The organism is Pantoea sp. X-Soil-TKNS-1279 (genome assembly GCF_059730565.1).
Map to the genome: position 1 here is coordinate 2,346,390 of NZ_AP035948.1, position 22,814 is coordinate 2,369,203.

Below are 22,814 nucleotides of genomic sequence, written 5' to 3' on the forward strand. Positions count from 1 at the left end.
GCTTACGCAGCGCATCTACATAAACAGGCCACTCACCGAGTGGCCTGGTCATTTCAACCGCCAGCCAGTTTGACCTTCATGCCTTTAGCTTCAAGCAGCGATTTCAACAGGTCGCGCTTATCGCCCTGAATCTCAATCACGCCGTCTTTCACCGCGCCACCGCAACCGCATTTTTTCTTCAGTTCGGCGGCCAGTTTGGTCAGCGCGTCATCATCGAGATCGACACCGGTGATCAGGCAAACACCTTTACCTTTACGACCACTGGTCTGACGTTGAATACGTACGATGCCATCGCCTTTCGGGCGTACAGCTTTCTCTTCGGTTGGCGTAATGCGGCCGGTTTCGGTGGAGTAAACCAGCGGGTTGTCCTGAGCCATTAGCCCTCCTGTAAACTTTGCAGTATCTGTTGCAGGGTGGTGGCAGGATCGGCAGATTGGGTGATCGGACGCCCAATTACCATATAATCCACCCCTGCCTGCTGCGCCTGCTGTGGCGTCATGATACGACGCTGATCACCCGCGTCACTACCTGCCGGACGAATTCCTGGTGTCACCAGCTTAAAGTCTTTGCCAATCACCTGTTTGAAATGTGCCGCTTCCTGTGCGGAGCACACCACGCCGTCAAGGCCACAGTCACGCGTCAGGCATGCCAGACGTTCGGCCTGTGCCGCAGGAGACAAGGTGATACCAAGCCCTTTCAGATCCTCTTCATCCATGCTGGTGAGTACGGTGACCGCAATCAGTAACGGCGCATCTTTACCGTACGACACCAGCGCCTCACGCGCTGCGTTCATCATGCGTGCCCCACCACTGGCGTGAACGTTAACCATCCATACGCCAAGGTCTGCCGCCGCCGCAACCGCATGCGCCGTGGTGTTCGGGATATCGTGGAATTTCAGATCGAGGAAGATTTCGAAACCACGATCCTGTAACGTTTTCACCAGCGTTGGCCCAAACAACGTGAACATCTCTTTGCCCACTTTCAGGCGGCATTGGCTCGGGTCGATGCGATCGACAAATTGCAGTGCGCTGTCGAGATTATGATAGTCGAGTGCCACCAGAATAGGTGAAGTGGTAACAGGCATAACGTTTCCTCAGTTACAGGCACCCGCAGGCGCGTTAGACAAACGGCAAGCATTCTACCTGCGCGACCTGATGACGACAATCACGGTGCCGGGATTTGTAACCTGTTTGACCGAACCCTGCACGATGCTGCATTGAATAAATAGTTTAGATCTATAGCATGTTGTAACTATAAAATGACTTTTTTTAGAAAAGACGGCCGTTATTGGCCGTCAAGTCCACGAATCGGTTTCACCGAAGACCAGGTACGGCAGGAAGGACAATGCCAGTACAACGCATGCGCAGTGAAACCACATTTCTGGCAGCGATAGCGCGGCTTGGTGCGGATTTGCTCCCCCACCATATCGCGTAACACCATCAGACTCTCTTTTGCCCGACCATCTTCAGCTTCATGCAGGTGAAAATCCATTAAACGATGGAAAACCCGCATCGTCGGATGACGTTGCAACTGGCGATTAATATAGAGTTGCGCCGCTTCCGGGCCTTGTTGTTGTTCAAGGATATCGGCGAGATAGAGTTCAGCGACCGCTCCGGTATTCTCATCCACGCAACGTTGCAGGAATTGCGCCCATTGTTCGGGCTGATCCAGGCGCTGATAACACGTTTCGAGCATTGGCAAGGCTTCACTGACCAACTCTTTATCCTGTTCCAGCACCCGTTGTAAACGTTCGACCGCTTTTGCGTATTCGCCCTGCTCCATAAAAATGCGGCCGGTCATTATCGACACGCGCGCACTTTGACGATCCGCCGCCTCGCCTTTTTTCAGCAGCGTCATGGCCCGTTCAAGATCGTCACTGCTGAGTGCCTGCAAAGCGAGTTCGCAGTAGAAATGGGCAATTTCGCCTTTCTGCTTGTCCTTTCCCAGTTTGACCAGTTTTTCCGCCACTTCAATGGCCTGCTGCCAGTCACTGGTTGCCTGGTGGATCAGCAGCAGTTGCTGCAACGCACCGATACGAAAATCCGTCTCATCCACCAGCTGGCTAAACATATCCTCTGCGCGGTCATACAAACCAGCCGCCATATAATCGCGGCCAAGTTGTTGCACCGCCAGCAGACGCTGGTCATAACTGAGCGATGCACTTTCCATCAGGGATTGGTGAATGCGGATGGCGCGGTCAACTTCGCCGCGTGAACGGAACAGGTTACCCAGGGTGAGATGGGCTTCGACCGTGCCGCTGTCTTCTTTCAACATGTCGAGGAAGAGATCAACGGCTTTGTCCTGTTGATTGGACAGCAGGAAGTTAACCCCCGCAACGTATTCACGCGACAGGCGATTGGCTTCCTGTTGCTTATCCTGTTGCGCACTGCGTCGGCCCATATACCAACCATACGCCGCAGCCACAGGAAGAAGCAGAAACAGCAATTCAAGCATCTAAGCTTAATCCCGACGACCGGCAGAAGGCGACGTTGTCACCGCCGTCGATTGTTCATTCTGCGCCTGCATACGTTTCAGTTTACGCTGTGCGTGTGCCAGCGATACCCGTAAACGCAACCAGAACAGGCCGCAAATCGCCCATCCCAGCAAGAATCCCGCACCAAACAGAACAGCCAACAATGTGGAAATACGAAATTCGCCCTGCGCCAGCAGATAGTTAAAAGTGATGATTTGGTCGTTATGTGCCCCGAGCGTCACGGAGATGATGAAAATGACCAATACCACGAGAAAAATCAGCAAATATTTCACAATGCATCCTGTCGTGAGGTTATCCAGTAGGAGTATGCCAAAAAAGCCGCGCCGATGCTGCTTATCAGCGCATCAAACCGCCTGATTTAGGCAAGTGCAATCAATAATATGGGGCCGGATGCAAAAATTACAATCCGTCTTCACGCTGTGCAATCTCTTTTGCCTCTGCTGGCGGCACCGTCAACGGCCCGCAAAATCGTTGAGCTAACCAGGTCGCCACCGTGACCAGCAACCAGGAGATCAGTGTCGCCATCACCAAATCGCGTGGCCAATGCATCCCTAACATCAGGCGGCTTCCCATCACCAATGTGGCCCAGACAAATAACACCACAATTGTCAGGGTATGCCGACGGGGCCAGAGCAGACCTATAACCAGCAACGCCCAACTGGCTGCAAACATCGTATGGCCGGAAGGAAAAGCGAAGCCGGTTTCAAAAGCCCAATGCTTTTTTAACCATCCTGGTAGTTGCGTATCATCCGCCACCAGTTGCTCTACCAACTTGCCGCGCTGTTTACGCTTCAATTCATAGAATGCGCTTTCATTGACGCCATGACTTTTTTCCAGCCACACCACATAAGGTCGAGGTTCCTGGACCTGATCTTTGATGAAAGATTTGGTGTACTGACCGACCAGAATCGCACCATTCATGATGACAAGCAGCAGGATGGCAGGCTTGAGCCGAAAACGCAGGCACCAGAGTACCCAGGCACTGAGGATAAAGCTGGTGAGGATTCCCCACGGGCTGGTGACCGTTTCAGTCATCCAGAATAATAGCTTTAACAGCGCACCATTTTCTCCTGGTTGCCACTGCCAGCCAGAAAGCCAGACGCTCAGCGGCATAATCAGCAACAGAAGCGTGCCAAGGGTGGTGCGTTGTATAATTTTTAACATCCATCGTCCTTAAAACCGCGCAAAACACTATGTCAGGCATAACTTTAGCTGAAAAAAGAATAACATAACCGTTGCAGCTTGGATAATTGTGCTTTATCACTACAATAACTCTGACTGATTAACTGCCTGCACCCAGGTTGTGGCACAATATTGTCAGTTTTCGGGCCAATCAGGCCCGTGCGTTATCATGATGATAGCGCATCCTCTGAAGGTTCTGGAGAGTCACATGCAGCTTAAACGGGTAGCAGAAGCCAAACTGCCCACGCCCTGGGGAGATTTCCTCATGGTTGGTTTTGAAGAACTGGCAACCGGTCACGACCATGTCGCGCTGGTCTATGGTGATGTTAGCGACCACAATCCGGTACTGGCACGCGTCCACTCCGAATGCCTGACCGGTGATGCACTGTTCAGCCTGCGTTGCGATTGCGGATTTCAGCTGGAAGCCGCGCTGACCGCTATCGCTGAAGAAGGACGCGGTATCCTGCTTTATCATCGTCAGGAAGGTCGTAATATCGGCCTGTTAAACAAAATTCGCGCCTACGCCTTGCAGGACAAAGGCTACGATACGGTAGAAGCCAACCATCAGTTAGGTTTTGCCGCCGATGAGCGTGATTTCACCCTGTGTGCAGATATGTTCAAACTGCTGGGTGTCAACGAAGTGCGTTTACTGACCAATAACCCACGTAAAGTGGAAATTCTCAGCGAAGCTGGCATCAACATCGTTGAGCGCGTCCCGCTGATTGTCGGGCGTAACCCGAAGAACGCGCATTATCTCGATACTAAAGCCGAAAAAATGGGCCATTTGCTGCCGAAGCAATAAAACAAAGCCGGGAAATTATCCCGGCTTTTTTCTTAGTTCAGCATATTGCGGATCACGTAGTGCAGAATGCCGTCATTCTGGTAATAGGTCAGTTCATTGCCGGTATCAATGCGACAACGTGTCTCCAGCGTCTCTGTAGCACCATCCATGCGCGTCAGCGTCACCTTAACTGTACCGCCAGGCTTGAGCTGATTCAGGTTCGCCACATCAATGTGTTCCTCTCCGGTTAAGTTGAGCGTCTTACGCGTAACGCCCTGTGGGAACTCCAGCGGCAGAATCCCCATACCAATCAGATTGGAACGGTGGATACGTTCAAATGACTCGGCAATCACCACACGTACCCCCTGCAATCGAGGCCCCTTGGCTGCCCAGTCACGACTGGATCCCGATCCATATTCTTTCCCGGCGATCACCGCGAGCGGAACCCCCTCGGACTGATACTTCATGGCTGCATCGTAGATCGCCAATTGCTCATTACTGGGGAAATGTTTGGTGTAACCCCCCTCCACGCCCGGCACCATCTCATTGCGAATACGGATATTGGCAAAGGTGCCGCGCATCATCACCTCATGGTTGCCGCGTCTTGATCCATATGAGTTGAAGTCCGTACGTTCCACACCGTGCGCCAGCAGATAACGCCCTGCCGGGCTTTCTGCCTTGATGCTTCCCGCCGGGGAGATATGGTCGGTGGTGACGGAGTCTCCCAGCATCGCCAGAATGCGTGCTCCTTTGATGTCCTGCACCGGTTTCGGTGTTTTTTCCATATCGTCAAAGAACGGAGAAAGTCGGATATAGGTTGAATCTTCATCCCAGTCATAGGTGGCCGCTTCACTGACTTTAATCTGCTGCCATTCCGGGGTGCCATCAAACACTTCGGCATACTCTTTGTGGAACATATCGCTGGTTACTTTTTGCACATACTCGGCAATTTCTTCCGGCGACGGCCAGATTTCTTTCAGATAAACATCCTTCCCGCGCTGATCCTGACCGATAGGATCGTTTTGCAGATTGAGTTTCATATTGCCCGCCAGCGCATAGGCCACCACCAGCGGTGGCGACGCCAGCCAGTTGGTTTTCACCAGGGGATGGATACGACCTTCAAAATTTCGGTTACCCGAGAGCACCGCGCCGACGGTCAGGTCACCCTCTTTAATGGCGCTCTCAATGCTGTCTGGTAATGGTCCGGAGTTACCAATGCAGGTGGTGCATCCATAACCCACCAGATTAAAACCCAGCTCATCCAGATAGGGCGTAAGTTGCGCCACGGCCAAATAATCGGACACCACTTTAGAGCCGGGTGCCAGTGACGCTTTGACCCACGGCTTACGCATCAATCCCTTTTCCACCGCTTTTTTCGCCAACAGTCCCGCAGCCATCAGCACACTGGGATTCGAGGTGTTGGTGCAGGAGGTAATCGCCGCGATCACTACCGCCCCATCATCCAGTTGATGGCTATCCCCCGTCTCACTGTCACGATAGCTGACACTTTTATGCGGTTTCTGTGCCTGGTTCACCTCCAGTTCATTACTCGCCGCGAAGGCCGCAGGGACATCCGCCAGAGAGACGCGGTCCTGTGGACGCTTCGGACCGGCGAGGCTGGATTCAACCTCGTTCATATCCAGCGCCAGCGTGCTGGTGAAGATCGGTTCATCACCTGGATTACGCCACATACCTTGTGCTTTGGCATAGGCTTCAACCAATTTAATCTGCTCGCTGTCGCGTCCTGTCAGCGTCATGTAGCTAAGAGTAATGTCATCTATCGGGAAAAAGCCGCAGGTGGCACCATATTCGGGAGACATATTGGCGATAGTTGCACGATCAGCCAACGGCAGATCCGCCAGACCATCGCCATAGAATTCAACGAACTTGCCTACAACGCCGTGCTTACGCAGCATCTGCGTGACGGTCAATACCAGGTCGGTCGCCGTGATCCCTGGCCGCAGTTTGCCGGTCAGTTTAAAACCGACCACGTCTGGAATCAGCATCGATACCGGCTGTCCGAGCATTGCCGCCTCAGCTTCAATACCGCCAACCCCCCACCCCAATACACCGAGCGCATTGATCATCGTAGTGTGGGAATCGGTGCCCACCAGGGTATCGGGATACGCCACCTCGTTGCCATCCTGGCTTTCATGCCAGACCGCCTGGCCGAGATATTCCAGATTTACCTGGTGACAAATGCCGGTGCCTGGCGGCACCACGCGAAAACGATTGAAGGCTTTTTGCCCCCAGCGCAGAAAGACATAACGTTCATGGTTGCGCTCCATCTCCAACCGCACGTTCTCTTCAAATGCCTCATCGTCACCAAAATGGTCAACGGTGACAGAGTGGTCAATCACCAGGTCAACCGGAGAGAGCGGATTTACTCTGGCGACATCGCCGCCAAGGCGTTTCACCGCCTCGCGCATTGCCGCCAGGTCAACCACCGCGGGAACGCCGGTAAAATCCTGCATCAGCACGCGCGCCGGACGATAGGCAATTTCACGGTCGGCGTGCGCATCTTTTTGCCATGCGGCCAGCGCCTGAATATCTTCCGCCGTCACAGAATCGCCATCCTGCCAGCGCAGCAGATTCTCCAGCAGGACTTTCATGGATTTAGGCAGGCGTTCAAGGGTTCCAAGGTGATGGGATGCTTTTTGCAGGCTGTAGTAGTGATAAGTATGGTTACCAACTTCGAGCGTCTCCCGGCTCTGCTCGCGCAACGTTAACGACATAGCTCCTCCTCATGGGTTTCTCTTAACCTCAGTAACCGCAAGGTTTAGCTTAAAGATAGACCACATTTTCGTTAACGTTTTGATAACAACACGAATTGACACATTGATCCAAAAACAAAAATGCCCTGGATATTGGCCAGGGCATTTAAAAAAAGAAATAATTTGAGTTATTAAATTACATCATCGTCCACACGGCAGCAGCCCAAACAGCGAATGAAAAGGCATATACGCTGAATCATGACAGGGTAATTGTACTATTCATTGAGTTCATTAAGTCACTCCCTCCCGGATTCCGGGTAAAAAAGGGCTACGGTCTTCAGCTTTAGCTGATGACACCATTTTTTATATGCTGAGTGTTATAGGAAGGGCGTTCAAATTGCCCACCGGATAACCCGGTAAAGAGAAGGACTATTCGTCTATATAAAGAACTGAACGCAGACTGCGTTATTTGGACTTCGGATCCATGAATGATTCAATAAAACCGCGCTGCTTTTCACTCAGTTCCCAGGATGCCGGTATCGCTACATCTTGTTCTGTGCTGGCAACGTCTTTCGCTTTACACGCAGGCGTGTTGGGCTGACGTGCAGAAACCGGAGATTTACGACTGAGTGTATTTGCCCACATGGCTTAACCCCACATACGCCAAATCATTAATGCCACCACTACCCAGAACAAGGCTGAAGCAGCGAAGACAGTCAACCAGGCTTTGCGACGGATGTTCCCTGAACGCTCAACCTTGGTGCTTTTAGCCCGGAAGTCCGGTTGTACAGTTAATCTCGTAGCCATAGTTTTTGATAATCACTCTCAATAAAACGATTGTTAACATCGATTAAGATTTAGGACGAATCCTAAACGCCTTAAGTCCAAAAATCCAGTTATTTTTATTGAGCACAACGATTAATGCTATTTATCAAAACACCGAAAAATGATGAGATAAATTTAATAACTAAGCAAACTATTAATTAAAAACTAACTTTGTAAATTTGGGTTAAATCAAAATTAGATCCATTCTAAATTCAAGTTTAAATTAGCGATGCAGCAAAAAAGCCCTTCGCCATCAACTCTTAACTGGAGTATGGGAATATTCCTGGGATCACGCAAAGCGGTAAAGTAAAAAATGTGTACTAATTCGCATTTAACAACTAACAATGAAAAAACATGTGACCGATGTTTCATTTACATAAAATTAATCTAATTTTTGAGCTACCAATGGCGCTAAGCAACGGCAAAAAAAACAAAGGGTGCCCAATGGGCACCCTGTTAACATAGTGAGTTTACAGGCTATTTGAAGGGTAACTTGATATCACGGAACATCGCTTCGATATCTTCGTTGGAGCGCAATGCCACCGCAGTATCCACCACATCGCGGGTCAAATGCGGTGCGAAACGTTGAATAAAATCATACATATAGCTTCGCAGGAAGGTGCTACGTCTGAAGCCAATTTTAGTCGTGCTATTGGTAAAGATCTCTGATGCTTCAATGCGTACCAGATCAGGGTCAGAAACCGGATCTACCGCCATGCTGGCAATCACCCCAACCCCCAGCCCCAGACGGACATAGGTCTTAATGACGTCAGCATCGGTTGCAGTAAACACAATACGCGGCGTCAGCCCCGCACGATTAAACGCCGTATCCAGTTCAGAACGCCCGGTAAAGCCGAAGGTATATGTCACCAAAGGAAACTCCGCCAGTTCCTCAATCGTCACCTGCGCTTTGCCTGCCAGCGGATGGTCGGGCGTCACGACAATCGCACGATTCCAGTGATAGCAAGGCAGCATAATCAGGTCATCGTAAAGATGCAGCGCTTCGGTGGCGATGGCAAAGTCAGCGTTACCTTTTGAAACTGCTTCCGCAATTTGCGTCGGTGAGCCTTGGTGCATATGCAGGGAAACACGAGGATAGCGTTCAATAAAGCCTTTGATTACACCGGGAAGCGCATAACGAGCCTGGGTATGGGTAGTGGCGACGTATAAAGAGCCTTTATCAGGCCAGGTATGCTCACCCGCCACCGATTTGATGGCATCCACTTTTGATAACACTTCACGGGCAATGCGGATGATTTCCTCACCGGCTGGTGTCACCTGCGTCAGGTGCTTACCGCTACGAGCAAAAATCTGCACCCCCAGCTCATCTTCCAGCATTCTGACTTGCTTACTGATGCCCGGCTGCGACGTATATAAGCCTTCTGCCGTCGAAGAAACATTGAGGTTGTGATTGACCACTTCAACGATGTAGCGCAACTGCTGCAATTTCATAGTTATATCTTCCCGGTAGGCGACAGAGGAGCAATCCCGGCGAGCGTATTTTCGCCTTGAGCGAGATATTCAGGGAAAGCGTGTCAGCGAAACGTAAAATCTATAACCACTATATCAGTTAAAGAAAGAATGTAGAACGATTAGCTATAAGGATGGTGAAAAGGCCAGCTGACGCTGGCCTTGGGGGATTACTTCTTCGCTTCCTGCCAACTGCCATCGATATAGAAGGCAGACCAACCGGTCGCTTTGCCTTCTTTCTCCGAAGCAACATACTGCTGTTTCGTTTTACGGCTAAAACGCACCATGGTTTTGTTGCCTTCCGGATCGGCTGCCGGCGCTTCCGCCAGGTACTTCAGTTTCTCAGGCAGGCGATCGGCGAAACGCTGCAACTCTTCCACCAGCGGTGCACGGGTTTCGCGTGATTTCGGGAAGGTGTTGGCTGCGAGGAACACGCCAGCAGCACCGTCACGCAACACAAAGTAAGCGTCTGACTTCTCACAAGGCAGTTCTGGCAACGGGACCGGATCTTCCTTCGGCGGTGCCACTTCACCATTACGCAGGATTTTACGGGTATTTTTACACTCGTCGTTGGTACAGGCCATGTACTTACCAAAACGCCCCATTTTCAGGTGCATTTCCGAGCCACATTTTTCGCACTCAACAATCGGGCCGTCGTACCCTTTGATACGGAACTCACCTTGCTCGATCTCGTAGCCGTCACATTCCGGGTTATTACCGCAGACGTGCAACTTGCGCTGATTATCAATCAGATAGCTGTCCATCGCGGTGCCGCATTTCTGGCAACGGCGACGGGCGCGCAACGCGTTGGTTTCGGCGTCGTCACCTTCCAGCACGTTGAGTACTTCATTTTCCGGGATCAGGTTGATGGTTTGCTTGCAACGCTCTTTCGGCGGCAAGGCATAACCTGAACAGCCAAGGAACACGCCGGTGCTGGCAGTACGAATCCCCATCTTACGTCCACAGGTTGGACAATCGATAGATGTCAGCACCATCTGGTTCGGCTGCATGCCGCCCTCTTCCGGTTCTTTTTCCGCCTGGTCCAGCTGCTGGCTAAAATCGCTAAAGAACGAATCCAGCACGCCCTTCCATTCAGCCTGATTATTCGCGACCTGGTCGAGGCTGTCTTCCATATGGGCTGTGAAATCGTAGTTCATCAGCTCGCGGAAGTTTTCTTCCAGACGATCGGTCACAATCTCACCCATCTTCTCGGCATAGAAACGGCGGTTTTCTACCCGCACATAACCACGATCCTGGATGGTCGAGATAATCGAAGCGTAGGTCGAAGGACGACCAATACCGCGTTTTTCCAGTTCACGTACCAGCGAAGCTTCGCTGAAACGGGCTGGCGGTTTGGTGAAATGCTGGCTTGGCAGCACTTCTTTGAGATCCAGCACATCACCCACGTTTACCGGTGGCAGCGTCAAATCTTCATCATTTTTACGCAGCGCGGGCATCACGCGCGTCCAGCCGTCAAAACGCAGTGTGCGTCCTTTGGCTTTCAGTTTGAAATCACCTGCGCCAACGGTCAGGGTGGTGGAATCATACTGCGCCGGTACCATCTGACAGGCGACAAACTGACGCCAAATCAGCTGATACAGTTTCTGCGCATCTGTTTCCATATCTTTTAGTTGGTCTGCTGCCACAGCCACATCAGAAGGGCGAATCGCTTCGTGCGCTTCCTGCGAGTTATCTTTGCTGGCGTAGGTATTTGGCGCATCCGGCAGATATTTGGCACCGAAGTTTTTATCGATATAACCGCGTGCCATAGTAATGGCATCCTGACTCAGGTTGGTGGAGTCAGTACGCATATAAGTAATGTGGCCCGCTTCATACAGACGCTGTGCCATCATCATCGTTTTCTTCACCCCGAAGCCGAGACGCGTGCTGGCCGCCTGTTGCAACGTGGAAGTGATAAAGGGCGCAGAAGGTTTGCTGCTGGTCGGTTTGTCTTCACGGTCCAGTACGTCGTAACGCGCTTTTTGCAGCAACGCCACCGCGGCATAGGTTTGCTCGCGGTTAACCGGACGGAACGCCTTGTCACCCTGATGAGTCACCTGCATAGCCAGTGCATCACCTTTCGGCGTCACCAGGTCAGCATCAACTTCCCAGTATTCTTCCGGAACGAAGGCTTTGATTTCACGTTCGCGCTCAACCACCAGGCGCACTGCCACTGACTGCACACGTCCGGCAGAGAGGCCTCGGGCGATTTTTTTCCACAGCAGCGGAGAAACCATATAACCCACCACGCGGTCCATAAAACGGCGCGCCTGTTGGGCATTAACACGTTCGATATTCAGTTCGCCAGGCTTCTCAAACGCCTGACGAATCGCATTTTTGGTGATTTCGTTAAACACCACGCGGCTGAAACGCTTGTCATCACCACCGATCACTTCCCGCAGGTGCCAGGCAATGGCTTCCCCTTCGCGGTCAAGGTCGGTTGCGAGATAGATATGGTCAGCATCGGCAGCCAGGCTTTTTAGCTCAGAGACCACTTTCTCTTTGCCTGGCAAGATTTGATAATCTGCCTGCCAGCCATGCCAGGGATCCACGCCCATACGGTTGACCAGCGCAGCTTTTTCGTCTTTTTTGACCTTTTTGCCAGCCGGTTTCGCTTTTTCCCCATCGGCAGTTTTACGGGCTGTTGAACCACTGGTCGGCAAATCACGGATATGACCGACGCTGGATTTCACCACGTAGTCATTACCGAGGTATTTATTGATTGTTTTGGCCTTTGCCGGGGACTCAACGATGACGAGTGCTTTACCCATATGTACCTTTACCTAATTGAAACGTCCTGATAAACGGGAGAGGATTGAAGACCCTAAAACCCAATGGGTTCAATATTGCTGCCACTGTTTCACTTTTCAAGGCAACCGGGACAATCTCAGGTCAGATTGCATCGACTTATGCAACTTTATGATTAGGAGCGAGTTTTCCATCTGACAATATCACACATCCCAGTGTGATCTCCCTGAAATCTGAATCGCCCACACTCTACCTGATAAAATCCGTTACGCAACTTAATTAGCATCCTGGTTAATTTTGCGCCAACTTAACACTCCCGAGCGGGTTTGCACCTTATGCTCACTGGCAAGTAATATAGAAGGAGAAAAGAGGCTGTCAAAAAAGGAGTGAATAATGTCAGCATTTACGGAATCCATTTCGCGCCAGGCGTTACTGGAAAAGGCCAATCAACTGATCAAAGAACACGATGATTATTTTGCCGGTATGGAAGCGACGGATGTCATCCAGCAACGCGATGTGCTGGTGTTTCGCGGCCCGTTGTTTCTCGATAACGACGAGTTACCGACCGCCAAAACCACCGCAGTATTTAACGTGTTTAAATACCTGGCTATCACCTTCTCGCCCCAGTATCACCTGGAGTAAAACGCCCTTATTTGTAGCAGCGCGATAAATCGCGCTGCTACAGGATAGAGTAGTTTTACAAGAGCGGCTTGTTGCCACGCTGCCACATTTTCAGAATCAGTCGCTCTGCGGCAAGACTGGCGCTATGGGTCATACGATCGATCATTTTACGTTTACGCGCATAATGCACACCCAGCACGGTGAAGCGTTCCATCTGATTGATAATCAACGCATCGCTGGTGCCAATCTCATCCACCAGCCCCAGTTCCAGCGCCTGGCGCCCGTACCAATGCTCACCCGTGGCGACTTTTTCCACATCCAGCCCCGGGCGCATTTGATGAACAAAATCTTTGAACAGCAGATGAGTTTCATTCAGGTCTTCACGAAACTTTTCACGCCCTTCATCGGTATTTTCACCGAACAAAGTCAGGGTGCGTTTATATTGCCCGGCGGTATGCAGTTCAACATCAATATCGTTTCGCTTCAGCAGGCGATTAAAATTAGGAATCTGCGCCACTACCCCGATGGAGCCGATGATTGAGAATGGCGCGGCAACGATACGATCGGCCACGCACGCCATCATATAACCACCGCTGGCCGCTACCTTATCTACCGCTGCCGTCAGCGTCAGGCCAGCATCGCGCAGACGTTGCAGCTGCGAAGCCGCCAGGCCGTAGCCGTGCACCACACCGCCCGGGCTTTCCAGCTTCAGCAGCACCTCATCGCCAGGCGTTGCCACCGCCAGCACAGCGGAGATCTCTTCACGCAACGAACTGACTTCTCCGGCGTCCATGCTGCCTTTAAATTCCAGCACGTAAAGCGTCGGCTTTTCGGTCTCCGTCACGCCGGTTTTCGCCTGTCGTTTGGCGAGTTTGGCTTTTTGTTTCTCTTCTTTTTTATGTTGCTTCAACCAAACTTTTTGCGCTTGCGGTTTCATCTTCGCCAACTGCAAATCTTCTTTCATCTGGCGGTAGTCTTCATCCAGATGGGTTAAGCGCAGCTGACCACCGCTGTGACGTTTCCGCATCGCCGCATTGAGCACAATCAGAACAATAGCTGCGATCGTCACCACTAAGGTGACGGCCTTGGCCAGAAATAATCCATAACTGGAGAGTAAATCCATTCTGCCGCCTTATTAAACAGTGAATTACAAACAAAGCCCGAGTTTACCCGCTTTAGTGGCATTCGTCGCCTGAATTGCCCGCGGGCGGCACAGAAAGCGCGGTTGAGCGATTGCGCCAGACCGTAAATTAAGGCATAAAGCCAAAAAACCTTCTGACCTGTGCAAAGGACATCGCTGTGCATTATCAACCGAAAAGCGATCTGCTTGAAAACCGTATTATCCTGGTAACCGGCGCTTCAGACGGCATTGGCCGTGAAGCCGCGTTAACCTATGCGCGCTATGGCGCGCAGGTGATCCTGCTGGGGCGCAACCCGCACACCTTGCAGCAAACTGAACAGGCGATTAATCAGTTGCAAAAAAAACCGGCATCCACCCTGCTGCTGGATTTTGCCCATGCCACACCTGAGAGCTGCCAGCAACTGGCACAACAACTGGCGCAGCAAGTGCCACGCCTCGACGGGGTGCTACATAACGCGGGCATCCTCGGTGAGATTGTCCCCCTGGCAGAGCTGGAGCCGCATATCTGGCGTCAGGTGATGCAGATTAACCTTGATGCTACCTTCTACCTCACTCAGGCCCTGCTGCCATTGCTGCTGAAATCCGATGCCGGATCGCTGATCTTTACCACCTCAAGCGTCGGTCGCGTTGGTCGCTCCGGTTGGGGGGCGTATGCGGTATCGAAATTCGCCACCGAGGGGATGATGCAGGTGCTGGCAGATGAATACAAAAACCGCCATTTACGGGTGAACTGCATCAATCCCGGCGGCACCCGCACCAAAATGCGCGCCAGTGCCTTCCCGCAGGAAGATGCCAGCCTGCTGAAAACCCCGGCGGATTTGATGCCGTTGTATCTTTATTTAATGGGTGATGACAGCCGCCGCAAGACTGGCATCAGTTTTGATGCTCAGCCAGGACGCAAACCCGGACCGGCCAGCGCATGAGTGAACAACGACATCAACAACGTCAGCAGCGTTTGAAAGAACAGGTTGATGCACGCATCAAAGCGGCGAATGAGGTGCGCGGCATTCTGATGGTGTTTACCGGCAATGGCAAAGGCAAGACTACCGCCGCGTTTGGCACAGCCCTGCGCGCTTGTGGTCACGGTAAAAAAGTTGCTGCGATTCAGTTCATTAAAGGTGAATGGCCCAACGGCGAACGTAATCTGCTGGAACAGCACGGAGTGGAATTCCAGGTGATGGCGACCGGCTTTACCTGGGAAACCCAGAACCGGGCGACCGATACCGCCGCTTGCCAGCAGGTGTGGCAACATGCAAAACGTATGCTGGCGGATCCGCAACTGGATTTAGTGATTCTGGATGAGATCACTTACATGGTTAGCATGGATTATCTGGATCTGGATGAACTGGTCGCCGCATTGCAGCAACGACCCACGGGACAGAGCGTGATCATTACCGGCCGCGGCTGCCATCGCAGCTTAACCGAGCTGGCGGATACCGTGACGGAAATGCGTCCGGTGAAACACGCCTTTGATGCCGGGATTCAGGCCCAGCAAGGTATTGACTGGTAAAAAAAGACGCCGCACTGGCGTCCTTTTTATTCTCAGGCGCCGCGTTTGCTGCTACGGCGTGGTGAGTTGCTCACCTGGCTGTGCCGCTTCACCGCACGGCGGATCTGGTTGGCTTTGGTACGACGGCGATCTTTCTCAACCGCAACTTTGGTCACCGTCTCCTCCGGCATCCCCACCAGGGTACGCAGATAGTTGACCGCCGGTAATTCCAGCTCCATCCAGCCACCGCGCGGAAGCCCCTTCGGCAGTTGGATATCACCATAACGCACACGCATCAGGCGGCTCACCTGCACGCCTACCGCTTCCCATAAACGACGAACTTCACGGTTACGTCCTTCGGTCAGCGTGACGTTGTACCACTGGTTGATCCCTTCACCACCTGCAAAACGCAGGGTTTTGAACGCAGCAGGGCCGTCTTCCAGTTGCACGCCCTTGCTCAGTTGACGAATTTTATCGTCGCCCACTTCACCGAACACGCGCACGGCATATTCACGCTCGACTTCACGGCTGGGATGCATCAGGCGGTTCGCCAGCTCCCCGTCGGTGGTGAACAGCAGCAGGCCACAGGTGTTCACGTCCAGACGGCCAACGGCAATCCAGCGGGAACCGCGCAGGCGCGGCAGACGATCAAACACCGTCGGACGACCTTCCGGATCGTTACGCGTACAGAGTTCGCCTTCAGGTTTGTAGTAGGCTAACACCCGGCATACTTCGGTGGTGGATTCAGCGATGGACACCAGATGCCCATCGATGCGGATTTTCAGGGATTTGTCGCTTTCTATGCGATCGCCCAGCGTCGCCAGTTTGCCGTCAACGCTGACGCGTCCGGCTGAAATCATGGTTTCGATTTCACGGCGCGAGCCATGACCGGCGCGCGCTAACACTTTCTGTAATTTCTCGCTCATTGAGCAGCCTCGTTGTCGCCTTCCCAGGCGTCGTGGTAAGAAGGTACAGATACAGGGATTACCAGTTCCCATATCGGAATTCGGATTAACCGCCAGACCTTCAGGCGGCCCGCGATTTTACACTAAGCATAGCAGCGTTAAAACCTTTTACTTTTCTGCCGATAACAATGGTCGCGCAGATTTCCATCACCCCGGGGTCAAAAATCCCATCCATTCGCCAGACTAATAAATCACGTTCTGCGCTACGCAGCGACTTTGACTCAACCCTCTGAATTTTTGTCTTTTTAGCTTAAGACTTCCCTGGCTTAAACCGACCTCACTTAAACAAACTGATACATTAGCCAGACTCAAGGCTCATATCGCAGCAGAGCTATCTGTACTTATGATAAAATGCCATTTCAAAGACCAAACCCTAAGGTAAAAACAGGATAAAACTCCACTAAAAAAGGTTAAGTAAGTTTCGTAAGCGCATTAAATGTAAATCCTCAGCCAAATAATATCGTGGATTGGATTATATCTATATTTTCCGATTTATTTGAGAAAGGTTAAATTTCTGAATTGTTCTGAATTAAAAATTGTGTAAAATTTGAGCCTGAAATCCAGTGCGTCGTAAAAATAAAAAAATTAAGACTTACTTTTTATTATCGATTTACCAACAAATCATTAACGAGCACTGTGAAATTTCATTGATATTATAAACCGGCGCGCGCGGGAGCTGTTGCGTTAATTCATTCAGGTACGAATTAAACTTGCATGCCAAAAATCTTCACCAGGGATTTTGCCGGCATGCCTGAATAAAGATGACTATTATGAGAACGTCACTGCTTTGGCCTGCGCTCGCCGCGCTGGCACTGAGCGGTTGTTCCGTGGGCCATACTGAGTACAGCCGTGCGGCGCTGCAACACGTTGATATGAGCGTGACCGGCATCCCGACTGTACTGGGTTTAGGTGTCCTTGGCACAACCATTCCCTTAACGCCAGAATACAGCCTGACCGCTGCGCACGTTGCAACCACTGCCGTCCAGCGTGTGAAGGCTTATCATCCGTATTGTGATGTGGCAATTATTTATCACAAGAACGATCCCAGTACCCTGGTTAAATTCCGCAAAAGCAACATTGGCGAACCGATTAAGATGTACGGTTACAGTTTTGTTTCTGCCATGCCAGTGGAATCAAGTGGCGTTAATTTAGCGCGCACTGCAATTAACAATCGCTGGAATAAAAAACCTTGTGTCGCAATGGCAACCAATGCCGGTGTTGTACAGGGAATGTCGGGCGGCGCGGTTTATAATGCAGACCAGACAATGGCCGGCGTTATTGTCGGCTATAGCCACCGGATTGATAATATTCGTAGCGGTCAGGCGGTGTTGAAAGATGTGTCGCTGTATATTCCGTACGGTGAATTCAGGAGCTGGCTGGAGAGAAATATTGGTCAGACACCCGACAGCGCGCCTGACCACACATAATTACTGGAACGGGCGAATATCGCCCACCCCTTCACGCACGATTACCGGAGCATCGCTGGTGAGATCGATAACCGTGGTCGGCTGCTGTCCCAGCGTGCCGCCATCAATGATCAGGTCCACCAGCTTGCCGATGCTGTGCTGAATCTCTTCCGGATCGGATTCGGTGAAATCGTTGCCTGGCAGCATCAGCGAGGTCGACATCATCGGTTCGTTGAGCGCTTCCAGCAGCGCCAGAGCCACCGGGTTCGACGGCACACGCAGACCAATGGTCTTACGTTTGTCGTTCATCAGGCGACGCGGCACCTCTTTGGTCGCTTTCAGAATAAAGGTGTAGCTTCCCGGCGTGTTGTTTTTAATGATGCGAAACGCCGAGTTGTCCACCTGTGAATAGGTCGAAAGCTCCGATAAATCACGGCACATCAGGGTAAAGTTGTGATGCCCATCCAGCTGACGAATGCGGCAAATACGCTCCATGGCATTTTTCTCTTCGAGACGGCAACCCAGCGCGTAACCGGAATCGGTCGGATAGACAATCACCCCACCTTTGTTGAGATAGTCAACCGCCTGGTTAACCAGACGCGGCTGCGGATTTTCGGGATGAATATGGAACAATTGACTCATAAAAACCTCATATCACCTGTCGCTGGGGTTCAGCTCAGGCGCAAGCACGGGAAAGCGTTCCCAGATCGGTTCCACACCGCCTGGTAACCACAGCTTGCGACCCAGTTCGATCCACGGACAGGGTTGGTGAAAATCAGATCCCTGCGACGCTGCCAGCTGATGTTCGCGGGCATACGTTGCCAGCTGGCTACGTTCGTTTGGCGCCTGCTGGCATTGCGCCACTTCCATTGCATCGCCACCTGCCTCCGTGAAATGGGCAATCAGTCGTCTCAGCCATTTGCCGGAAAGACCGTAACGTCCGGGGTGTGCCAGCACGGCAAAGCCGCCAGAATCATGAATTGCATCAATGGCTTGTTTAATTGTACACCATTGCGGGGGCACATAACCGGTTTTCCCACGCGCCAGGTAGTTCTTAAACACCTGGGCAAGGTTATCCGCTTTCCCGATTTCAACCAGATAGCGAGCAAAATGGCCGCGCGTGATCACCCCACCCTGTGCCAGACGCTGCGCTCCGTCCAGCGCACCAGGAATTCGTGCGCGCTCCAGCCGTTCGGCGATCAGCAGCGCCCGTTGCTCACGGCAGTGATGTTGCTGCGCCAGGAATTGGGTCAGTGCCAGATGCTGGCAGTCGACATGCAATCCGACAATATGGATTTCATGATTTTCCCATAACGTTGAGGCTTCCAGCCCGGCGACCACTTTAAGCGGCAAGTTGTGCTGCGCTACCGTTTGTTGCGCTTCGGCCACCCCGGCAACGGTATCGTGATCGGTAATGGCGAGCACGCCGACACGCATCTCCACTGCGCGCTGCACCAGCGCCGCAGGGGTCAGCACGCCGTCAGAAGCCAGCGTATGGCTGTGTAAATCGTAAAGGGGAAAACGGGGGATGTCCGACAAGAATAGCTCCAGCAACTGCATAAACCGGCAGGCATGATACCGATTTTGCCCTTAACTGAAAAAGGGTATTGACTTTTTTCAGCCGAACCAGTTAACTAGTACGCAAGTTCACACGTAACGGGTATTTAATCATGGCTGTTGTTCACACGCATTCAAATGGTTGGTGGCGCGATGTTCCCGAACACGGGCGACGTCGTCGTGCACAACTTGCGTAAACGCTGTGCAGATACCTGAGCCCGCCACCGAGCGGGCTTTTTTTTGAGCTAAATTCAGAGAATTCATCATGCCAAATGCGAAACCTACATTGAAGTTGATTACCGGCACCGCGCCCTATCGCGAAGATCCGGCCGCAGTGTTTCATCAATTATGCGGCGCACGTCCGGCAACCCTGCTGCTTGAATCCGCCGATATCGACAGCAAACGTAACCTGAAAAGCCTGTTAATCGTGGATAGCGCCCTGCGTATCAGCGCTACCGGCAACGTAGTCACTATTCAGGCGCTGTCTGAGAATGGCCGCTCATTGCTGGCGCTGCTGGATGAAGCATTACCGCAGGCGGTGCAGATTGCTGTACGTCCCGATGGCCGTGAGCTGCACTTCCCGCAACCCCAGGATTTACAGGATGAAGATTCGCGCCTGAAAGCGTTGTCGGTGTTTGACGCGTTACGTCTGATTCCGCAACTGGTGCAAAGCCCGGAGGAAGAGCGTGAAGCGATGTTCCTCGGTGGATTATTCGCCTATGACCTGGTGGCCGGTTTCGAAGAATTACCTGAGCTTCGCAATGATCAGCGCTGCCCGGATTACTGCTTCTATCTGGCAGAAACCTTGCTGGTGATTGACCATCAGACGCGCAGTGCTCGCCTACAGGCCAGCCTGTTCTGCCCTTCCACCAGCGAGTTCCAACGTCTGCAAAGTCGTGTCGAACAGTTGCGTGGACAGATGACACAGCCCGCACCCGCCTTGCCGGTGCAAACCGTAGAACATATGGCCCTCAGCACCAACCAAAGCGATGAGGTCTATTGCAACGTGGTGAGCCAGATGCAGGAAGCCATTCGCATTGGTGAGATCTTCCAGGTGGTGCCATCGCGTCGTTTCTCGTTGCCTTGCCCGTCACCGCTGGCGGCCTATGACACGCTGAAAAACAGCAACCCCAGCCCGTATATGTTCTTTATGCAGGACCAGGATTTCGCGCTGTTCGGCGCCTCGCCGGAAAGCTCGCTGAAATACGATGCCACCAGTCGTCAGATTGAAATCTACCCAATCGCCGGTACACGCCCGCGTGGCCGTCATGCCGATGGCTCGCTGGATCGCGATCTGGACAGCCGTATCGAGCTGGAAATGCGTACCGACCATAAAGAGCTGGCCGAACATCTGATGCTGGTCGATCTGGCGCGTAACGATCTGGCACGCATCTGTGTGCCGGGCAGCCGCTATGTCGCCGATCTGACCAGCGTTGACCGCTACACCTATGTGATGCATCTGGTTTCCCGCGTGGTGGGTACGTTACGTCATGACCTGGATGTGCTGCATGCCTATCGTGCCGTGATGAACATGGGCACCCTGAGCGGCGCGCCTAAAGTGCGTGCCATGCAACTGATTGCCAACGCCGAAGGCACTCGTCGCGGCAGCTATGGCGGTGCGGTCGGTTACTTCACTGCGCACGGCGACCTCGACACTTGTATCGTCATTCGTTCTGCCTGGGTGGAAGATGGCGTCGCCACGGTACAAGCCGGTGCCGGTATCGTGTTGGATTCTCAGCCCCAGGCGGAAGCCGATGAAAGCCGTAATAAAGCCCGCGCAGTGCTGCGCGCGATTGCCACCGCCCATCACTGCAAGGAGATTTTCTGATGGCCGATATCCTGCTGCTCGATAATATCGACTCCTTTACTTACAACCTCGTTGATCAGCTGCGGACCTTCGGCCACAACGTGGTGATCTACCGTAATAACCTGCCAGCGGAGCTGTTGGTTGAACGCTTACAGCAGATGGAAAACCCGGTGCTGATGCTGTCTCCCGGACCGGGCGCGCCGAAAGATGCCGGTTGTATGCCGGAACTGTTGCGCACCCTGCGTGGCCGCCTGCCGATTATCGGTATCTGCCTCGGCCATCAGGCGATTGTTGAAGCCTATGGCGGCCAGGTAGGTCAGGCCGGTGAAATTCTGCATGGTAAAGCTTCCTCCATTACCCATGACGGCATTGGCATGTTTGCCGGTCTGAGCAATCCCCTGCCCGTCGCGCGCTATCACTCACTGGTGGGGAGCAATACCCCAGCCGAGCTGACGGTGAACGCCAGCTACAACGGCATGGTGATGGCGGTACGTCACGATGCCGATCGCGTATGCGGCTTCCAGTTCCATCCTGAATCTATTCTGACCACCCAGGGCGCACGTTTGTTAGAGCAGACGCTGGCCTGGGCGCTGGCGAAGTAATAGGGAGATAATGATGCAAGCTATTCTGGAAAAACTTTATCAGGCCCAGACGCTGACTCAGGCTGAAAGCCATCAGCTGTTTAGCGCCATTATTACCGGCCAACTGGAACCGACCCAACTGGCCGCTGCGCTGATTGCCATGAAAGTGCGTGGCGAGCGCCCGGAAGAGATCGCCGGTGCTGCGTCAGCGCTGCTGGAAGATGCCAAACCCTTCCCGCGCCCGGATTACACCTTTGCCGATATCGTTGGCACCGGTGGTGACGGCAGCAACAGCATTAATATCTCCACCGCCAGCGCCTTTGTTGCGGCGACCTGTGGCCTGAAAGTCGCCAAGCATGGCAATCGCAGCGTATCGAGCAAATCCGGTTCGTCCGACCTGCTGGCGGCGTTTGGCATCAATCTGGACATGCCGCCAGAGCATGCGCGCCAGGCGCTGGATGATCTGAACGTCTGTTTCCTGTTCGCGCCGCAATATCACAGCGGTTTCCGTCACGCGATGCCGGTACGTCAGCAGCTGAAAACCCGCACCCTGTTCAACGTACTCGGTCCGTTGATTAACCCGGCGCGTCCACCGCTGGCGGTGATCGGCGTGTACAGCCCGGAGCTGGTGCTGCCGATTGCCCAGACGTTGAAAGTGCTCGGCTACCAGCGTGCCGCCGTGGTGCACGGTGGCGGAATGGACGAAGTGGCGTTGCATAGCCCAACCCAGGTGGCGGAGCTGCGTGACGGCGAAATTACCGGCTATCAGCTGACGCCAGAAGACTTTGGTTTCCGCTTCCACGACAAAGAAGCGCTGGCGGGCGGTACACCGGAAGAAAACCGTGACATTCTGACGCGTTTACTCCAGGGTAAAGGCCAGCAAGCGCACGAGGAAGCCGTTGCGGTGAACGTGGCGATGTTGCTGAAAGTATTTGGTAATGAAGATTTGCGTGATAACGCACAACGCGCCATCACCGCCATTCGCAGCGGTCAGGCCTATGAACGCGTTGTCGCACTGGCAGCGAGAGGATGA

General features: G+C 52.8%; 20 protein-coding genes, 1 pseudogene and 1 other annotated feature. Of the genes and pseudogenes, 7 read left to right on the plus strand and 14 right to left on the minus strand.

Annotated elements, in window-relative coordinates; all coding sequences use genetic code 11:
* Positions 1-53: 53 nt before the first annotated feature.
* The 5 genes from yciH to pgpB form a co-directional block, all read right to left on the minus strand.
* Entirely contained in the window at positions 54-377 is a 324-nt protein-coding gene (gene yciH / locus AC6I8N_RS11075) for a stress response translation initiation inhibitor YciH (RefSeq protein ID WP_021183103.1), read from the minus strand.
* Positions 377-1,084: an orotidine-5'-phosphate decarboxylase gene (pyrF, locus tag AC6I8N_RS11080; protein ID WP_497829059.1), complete on the minus strand. Its 708-nt coding sequence runs from the start codon at positions 1,082-1,084 to the stop codon at positions 377-379. The genes yciH and pyrF overlap by 1 nt, the downstream gene beginning before the upstream one ends.
* 200 nt (positions 1,085-1,284) lie before the next feature.
* Positions 1,285-2,454 carry a lipopolysaccharide assembly protein LapB gene (lapB, locus tag AC6I8N_RS11085; protein ID WP_021183101.1) on the minus strand — a complete coding sequence of 390 codons (1,170 nt, stop codon included), beginning with the start codon at positions 2,452-2,454 and terminating at the stop codon, positions 1,285-1,287.
* Positions 2,455-2,460: 6 nt separating this feature from the next.
* Entirely contained in the window at positions 2,461-2,766 is a 306-nt protein-coding gene (locus AC6I8N_RS11090) for a LapA family protein (protein WP_208723510.1), read from the minus strand.
* Between the two features lie 127 nt (positions 2,767-2,893).
* Positions 2,894-3,658: a phosphatidylglycerophosphatase B gene (pgpB, locus tag AC6I8N_RS11095; RefSeq protein ID WP_497829060.1), complete on the minus strand. Its 765-nt coding sequence runs from the start codon at positions 3,656-3,658 to the stop codon at positions 2,894-2,896.
* Between the two features lie 226 nt (positions 3,659-3,884).
* Between pgpB and ribA the strand changes: the two genes are divergently transcribed.
* Positions 3,885-4,478 (plus strand): GTP cyclohydrolase II, encoded by a 594-nt coding sequence (gene ribA / locus AC6I8N_RS11100; RefSeq protein ID WP_021183098.1) that lies wholly within the window; start codon positions 3,885-3,887, stop codon positions 4,476-4,478.
* A 32-nt stretch (positions 4,479-4,510) separates the two neighbouring features.
* On the opposite strand, the gene acnA is transcribed toward ribA, so the two are convergent.
* From acnA to topA, 5 genes are all read right to left on the minus strand, one after another.
* A complete protein-coding gene (gene acnA, locus AC6I8N_RS11105; RefSeq protein ID WP_497829061.1) occupies positions 4,511-7,192 on the minus strand; it encodes an aconitate hydratase AcnA in 2,682 nt (893 codons plus the stop codon).
* A gap of 444 nt (positions 7,193-7,636) precedes the next feature.
* Entirely contained in the window at positions 7,637-7,816 is a 180-nt protein-coding gene (locus AC6I8N_RS11110; RefSeq protein WP_021183096.1) for a YciX family protein, read from the minus strand.
* 3 nt (positions 7,817-7,819) lie between these two features.
* Positions 7,820-7,978, minus strand: a complete 159-nt coding sequence (locus tag AC6I8N_RS11115; RefSeq protein ID WP_013509244.1) for a YmiA family putative membrane protein — start codon at positions 7,976-7,978, stop codon at positions 7,820-7,822.
* A 495-nt stretch (positions 7,979-8,473) separates the two neighbouring features.
* On the minus strand, positions 8,474-9,448 hold the full coding sequence (gene cysB / locus AC6I8N_RS11120) for an HTH-type transcriptional regulator CysB (protein WP_021183095.1): 975 nt from the start codon (positions 9,446-9,448) through the stop codon (positions 8,474-8,476).
* Positions 9,449-9,636: 188 nt separating this feature from the next.
* Positions 9,637-12,237 carry a type I DNA topoisomerase gene (gene topA, locus AC6I8N_RS11125; RefSeq protein WP_497829062.1) on the minus strand — a complete coding sequence of 867 codons (2,601 nt, stop codon included), beginning with the start codon at positions 12,235-12,237 and terminating at the stop codon, positions 9,637-9,639.
* 370 nt (positions 12,238-12,607) lie between these two features.
* Between topA and AC6I8N_RS11130 the strand changes: the two genes are divergently transcribed.
* On the plus strand, positions 12,608-12,856 hold the full coding sequence (locus AC6I8N_RS11130) for a DUF2498 family protein (protein ID WP_497829063.1): 249 nt from the start codon (positions 12,608-12,610) through the stop codon (positions 12,854-12,856).
* Positions 12,857-12,911: 55 nt separating this feature from the next.
* On the opposite strand, the gene sohB is transcribed toward AC6I8N_RS11130, so the two are convergent.
* Positions 12,912-13,958: a protease SohB gene (sohB, locus tag AC6I8N_RS11135; RefSeq protein ID WP_021183092.1), complete on the minus strand. Its 1,047-nt coding sequence runs from the start codon at positions 13,956-13,958 to the stop codon at positions 12,912-12,914.
* A 176-nt stretch (positions 13,959-14,134) separates the two neighbouring features.
* Between sohB and AC6I8N_RS11140 the strand changes: the two genes are divergently transcribed.
* On the plus strand, positions 14,135-14,899 hold the full coding sequence (locus AC6I8N_RS11140) for a YciK family oxidoreductase (RefSeq protein ID WP_021183091.1): 765 nt from the start codon (positions 14,135-14,137) through the stop codon (positions 14,897-14,899).
* On the plus strand, positions 14,896-15,486 hold the full coding sequence (cobO, locus tag AC6I8N_RS11145; protein WP_021183090.1) for a cob(I)yrinic acid a,c-diamide adenosyltransferase: 591 nt from the start codon (positions 14,896-14,898) through the stop codon (positions 15,484-15,486). Before AC6I8N_RS11140 ends, cobO begins: the two co-directional genes overlap by 4 nt.
* 32 nt (positions 15,487-15,518) lie before the next feature.
* Here the strand turns inward: cobO and rluB are convergent, their stop codons facing one another.
* Complete coding sequence (rluB, locus tag AC6I8N_RS11150) at positions 15,519-16,391, minus strand: 23S rRNA pseudouridine(2605) synthase RluB (protein ID WP_021183089.1); 873 nt, start codon at positions 16,389-16,391, stop codon at positions 15,519-15,521.
* Between the two features lie 809 nt (positions 16,392-17,200).
* Here rluB and AC6I8N_RS11155 point away from each other — a divergent pair.
* Positions 17,201-17,857: a serine protease gene (locus tag AC6I8N_RS11155; RefSeq protein ID WP_208723516.1), complete on the plus strand. Its 657-nt coding sequence runs from the start codon at positions 17,201-17,203 to the stop codon at positions 17,855-17,857.
* On the opposite strand, the gene AC6I8N_RS11160 is transcribed toward AC6I8N_RS11155, so the two are convergent.
* Together AC6I8N_RS11160 and rnm are read right to left on the minus strand one after the other, a co-directional pair.
* Complete coding sequence (locus tag AC6I8N_RS11160) at positions 17,858-18,478, minus strand: L-threonylcarbamoyladenylate synthase (protein WP_021183086.1); 621 nt, start codon at positions 18,476-18,478, stop codon at positions 17,858-17,860.
* Between the two features lie 12 nt (positions 18,479-18,490).
* On the minus strand, positions 18,491-19,375 hold the full coding sequence (gene rnm, locus AC6I8N_RS11165; RefSeq protein ID WP_497829064.1) for an RNase RNM: 885 nt from the start codon (positions 19,373-19,375) through the stop codon (positions 18,491-18,493).
* 155 nt (positions 19,376-19,530) lie between these two features.
* Positions 19,531-19,635, plus strand: a sequence feature (Trp leader region).
* Between the two features lie 23 nt (positions 19,636-19,658).
* On the opposite strand from rnm, the gene AC6I8N_RS11170 reads away from it, so the two are divergent.
* Both AC6I8N_RS11170 and trpD read left to right on the plus strand, forming a co-directional pair.
* Entirely contained in the window at positions 19,659-21,221 is a 1,563-nt protein-coding gene (locus AC6I8N_RS11170) for an anthranilate synthase component 1 (protein WP_497829065.1), read from the plus strand.
* Positions 21,221-22,814 (plus strand): annotated as a pseudogene (trpD, locus tag AC6I8N_RS11175) (bifunctional anthranilate synthase glutamate amidotransferase component TrpG/anthranilate phosphoribosyltransferase TrpD). Before AC6I8N_RS11170 ends, trpD begins: the two are co-directional and overlap by 1 nt.

Bases quoted from the DNA above. Each gene is read 5' to 3' on its own strand.
- yciH (WP_021183103.1), bottom strand. From the start codon at position 377: ATGGCTCAGGACAACCCGCTGGTTTACTCCACCGAAACCGGCCGCATT.
- pyrF (WP_497829059.1), bottom strand. From the start codon at position 1,084: ATGCCTGTTACCACTTCACCTATTCTGGTGGCACTCGACTATCATAAT.
- lapB (WP_021183101.1), bottom strand. From the start codon at position 2,454: ATGCTTGAATTGCTGTTTCTGCTTCTTCCTGTGGCTGCGGCGTATGGT.
- pgpB (WP_497829060.1), bottom strand. From the start codon at position 3,658: ATGTTAAAAATTATACAACGCACCACCCTTGGCACGCTTCTGTTGCTG.
- ribA (WP_021183098.1), top strand. From the start codon at position 3,885: ATGCAGCTTAAACGGGTAGCAGAAGCCAAACTGCCCACGCCCTGGGGA.
- acnA (WP_497829061.1), bottom strand. From the start codon at position 7,192: ATGTCGTTAACGTTGCGCGAGCAGAGCCGGGAGACGCTCGAAGTTGGT.
- AC6I8N_RS11110 (WP_021183096.1), bottom strand. From the start codon at position 7,816: ATGTGGGCAAATACACTCAGTCGTAAATCTCCGGTTTCTGCACGTCAG.
- AC6I8N_RS11115 (WP_013509244.1), bottom strand. From the start codon at position 7,978: ATGGCTACGAGATTAACTGTACAACCGGACTTCCGGGCTAAAAGCACC.
- cysB (WP_021183095.1), bottom strand. From the start codon at position 9,448: ATGAAATTGCAGCAGTTGCGCTACATCGTTGAAGTGGTCAATCACAAC.
- topA (WP_497829062.1), bottom strand. From the start codon at position 12,237: ATGGGTAAAGCACTCGTCATCGTTGAGTCCCCGGCAAAGGCCAAAACA.
- AC6I8N_RS11130 (WP_497829063.1), top strand. From the start codon at position 12,608: ATGTCAGCATTTACGGAATCCATTTCGCGCCAGGCGTTACTGGAAAAG.
- sohB (WP_021183092.1), bottom strand. From the start codon at position 13,958: ATGGATTTACTCTCCAGTTATGGATTATTTCTGGCCAAGGCCGTCACC.
- cobO (WP_021183090.1), top strand. From the start codon at position 14,896: ATGAGTGAACAACGACATCAACAACGTCAGCAGCGTTTGAAAGAACAG.
- rluB (WP_021183089.1), bottom strand. From the start codon at position 16,391: ATGAGCGAGAAATTACAGAAAGTGTTAGCGCGCGCCGGTCATGGCTCG.
- AC6I8N_RS11155 (WP_208723516.1), top strand. From the start codon at position 17,201: ATGAGAACGTCACTGCTTTGGCCTGCGCTCGCCGCGCTGGCACTGAGC.
- AC6I8N_RS11160 (WP_021183086.1), bottom strand. From the start codon at position 18,478: ATGAGTCAATTGTTCCATATTCATCCCGAAAATCCGCAGCCGCGTCTG.
- AC6I8N_RS11170 (WP_497829065.1), top strand. From the start codon at position 19,659: ATGCCAAATGCGAAACCTACATTGAAGTTGATTACCGGCACCGCGCCC.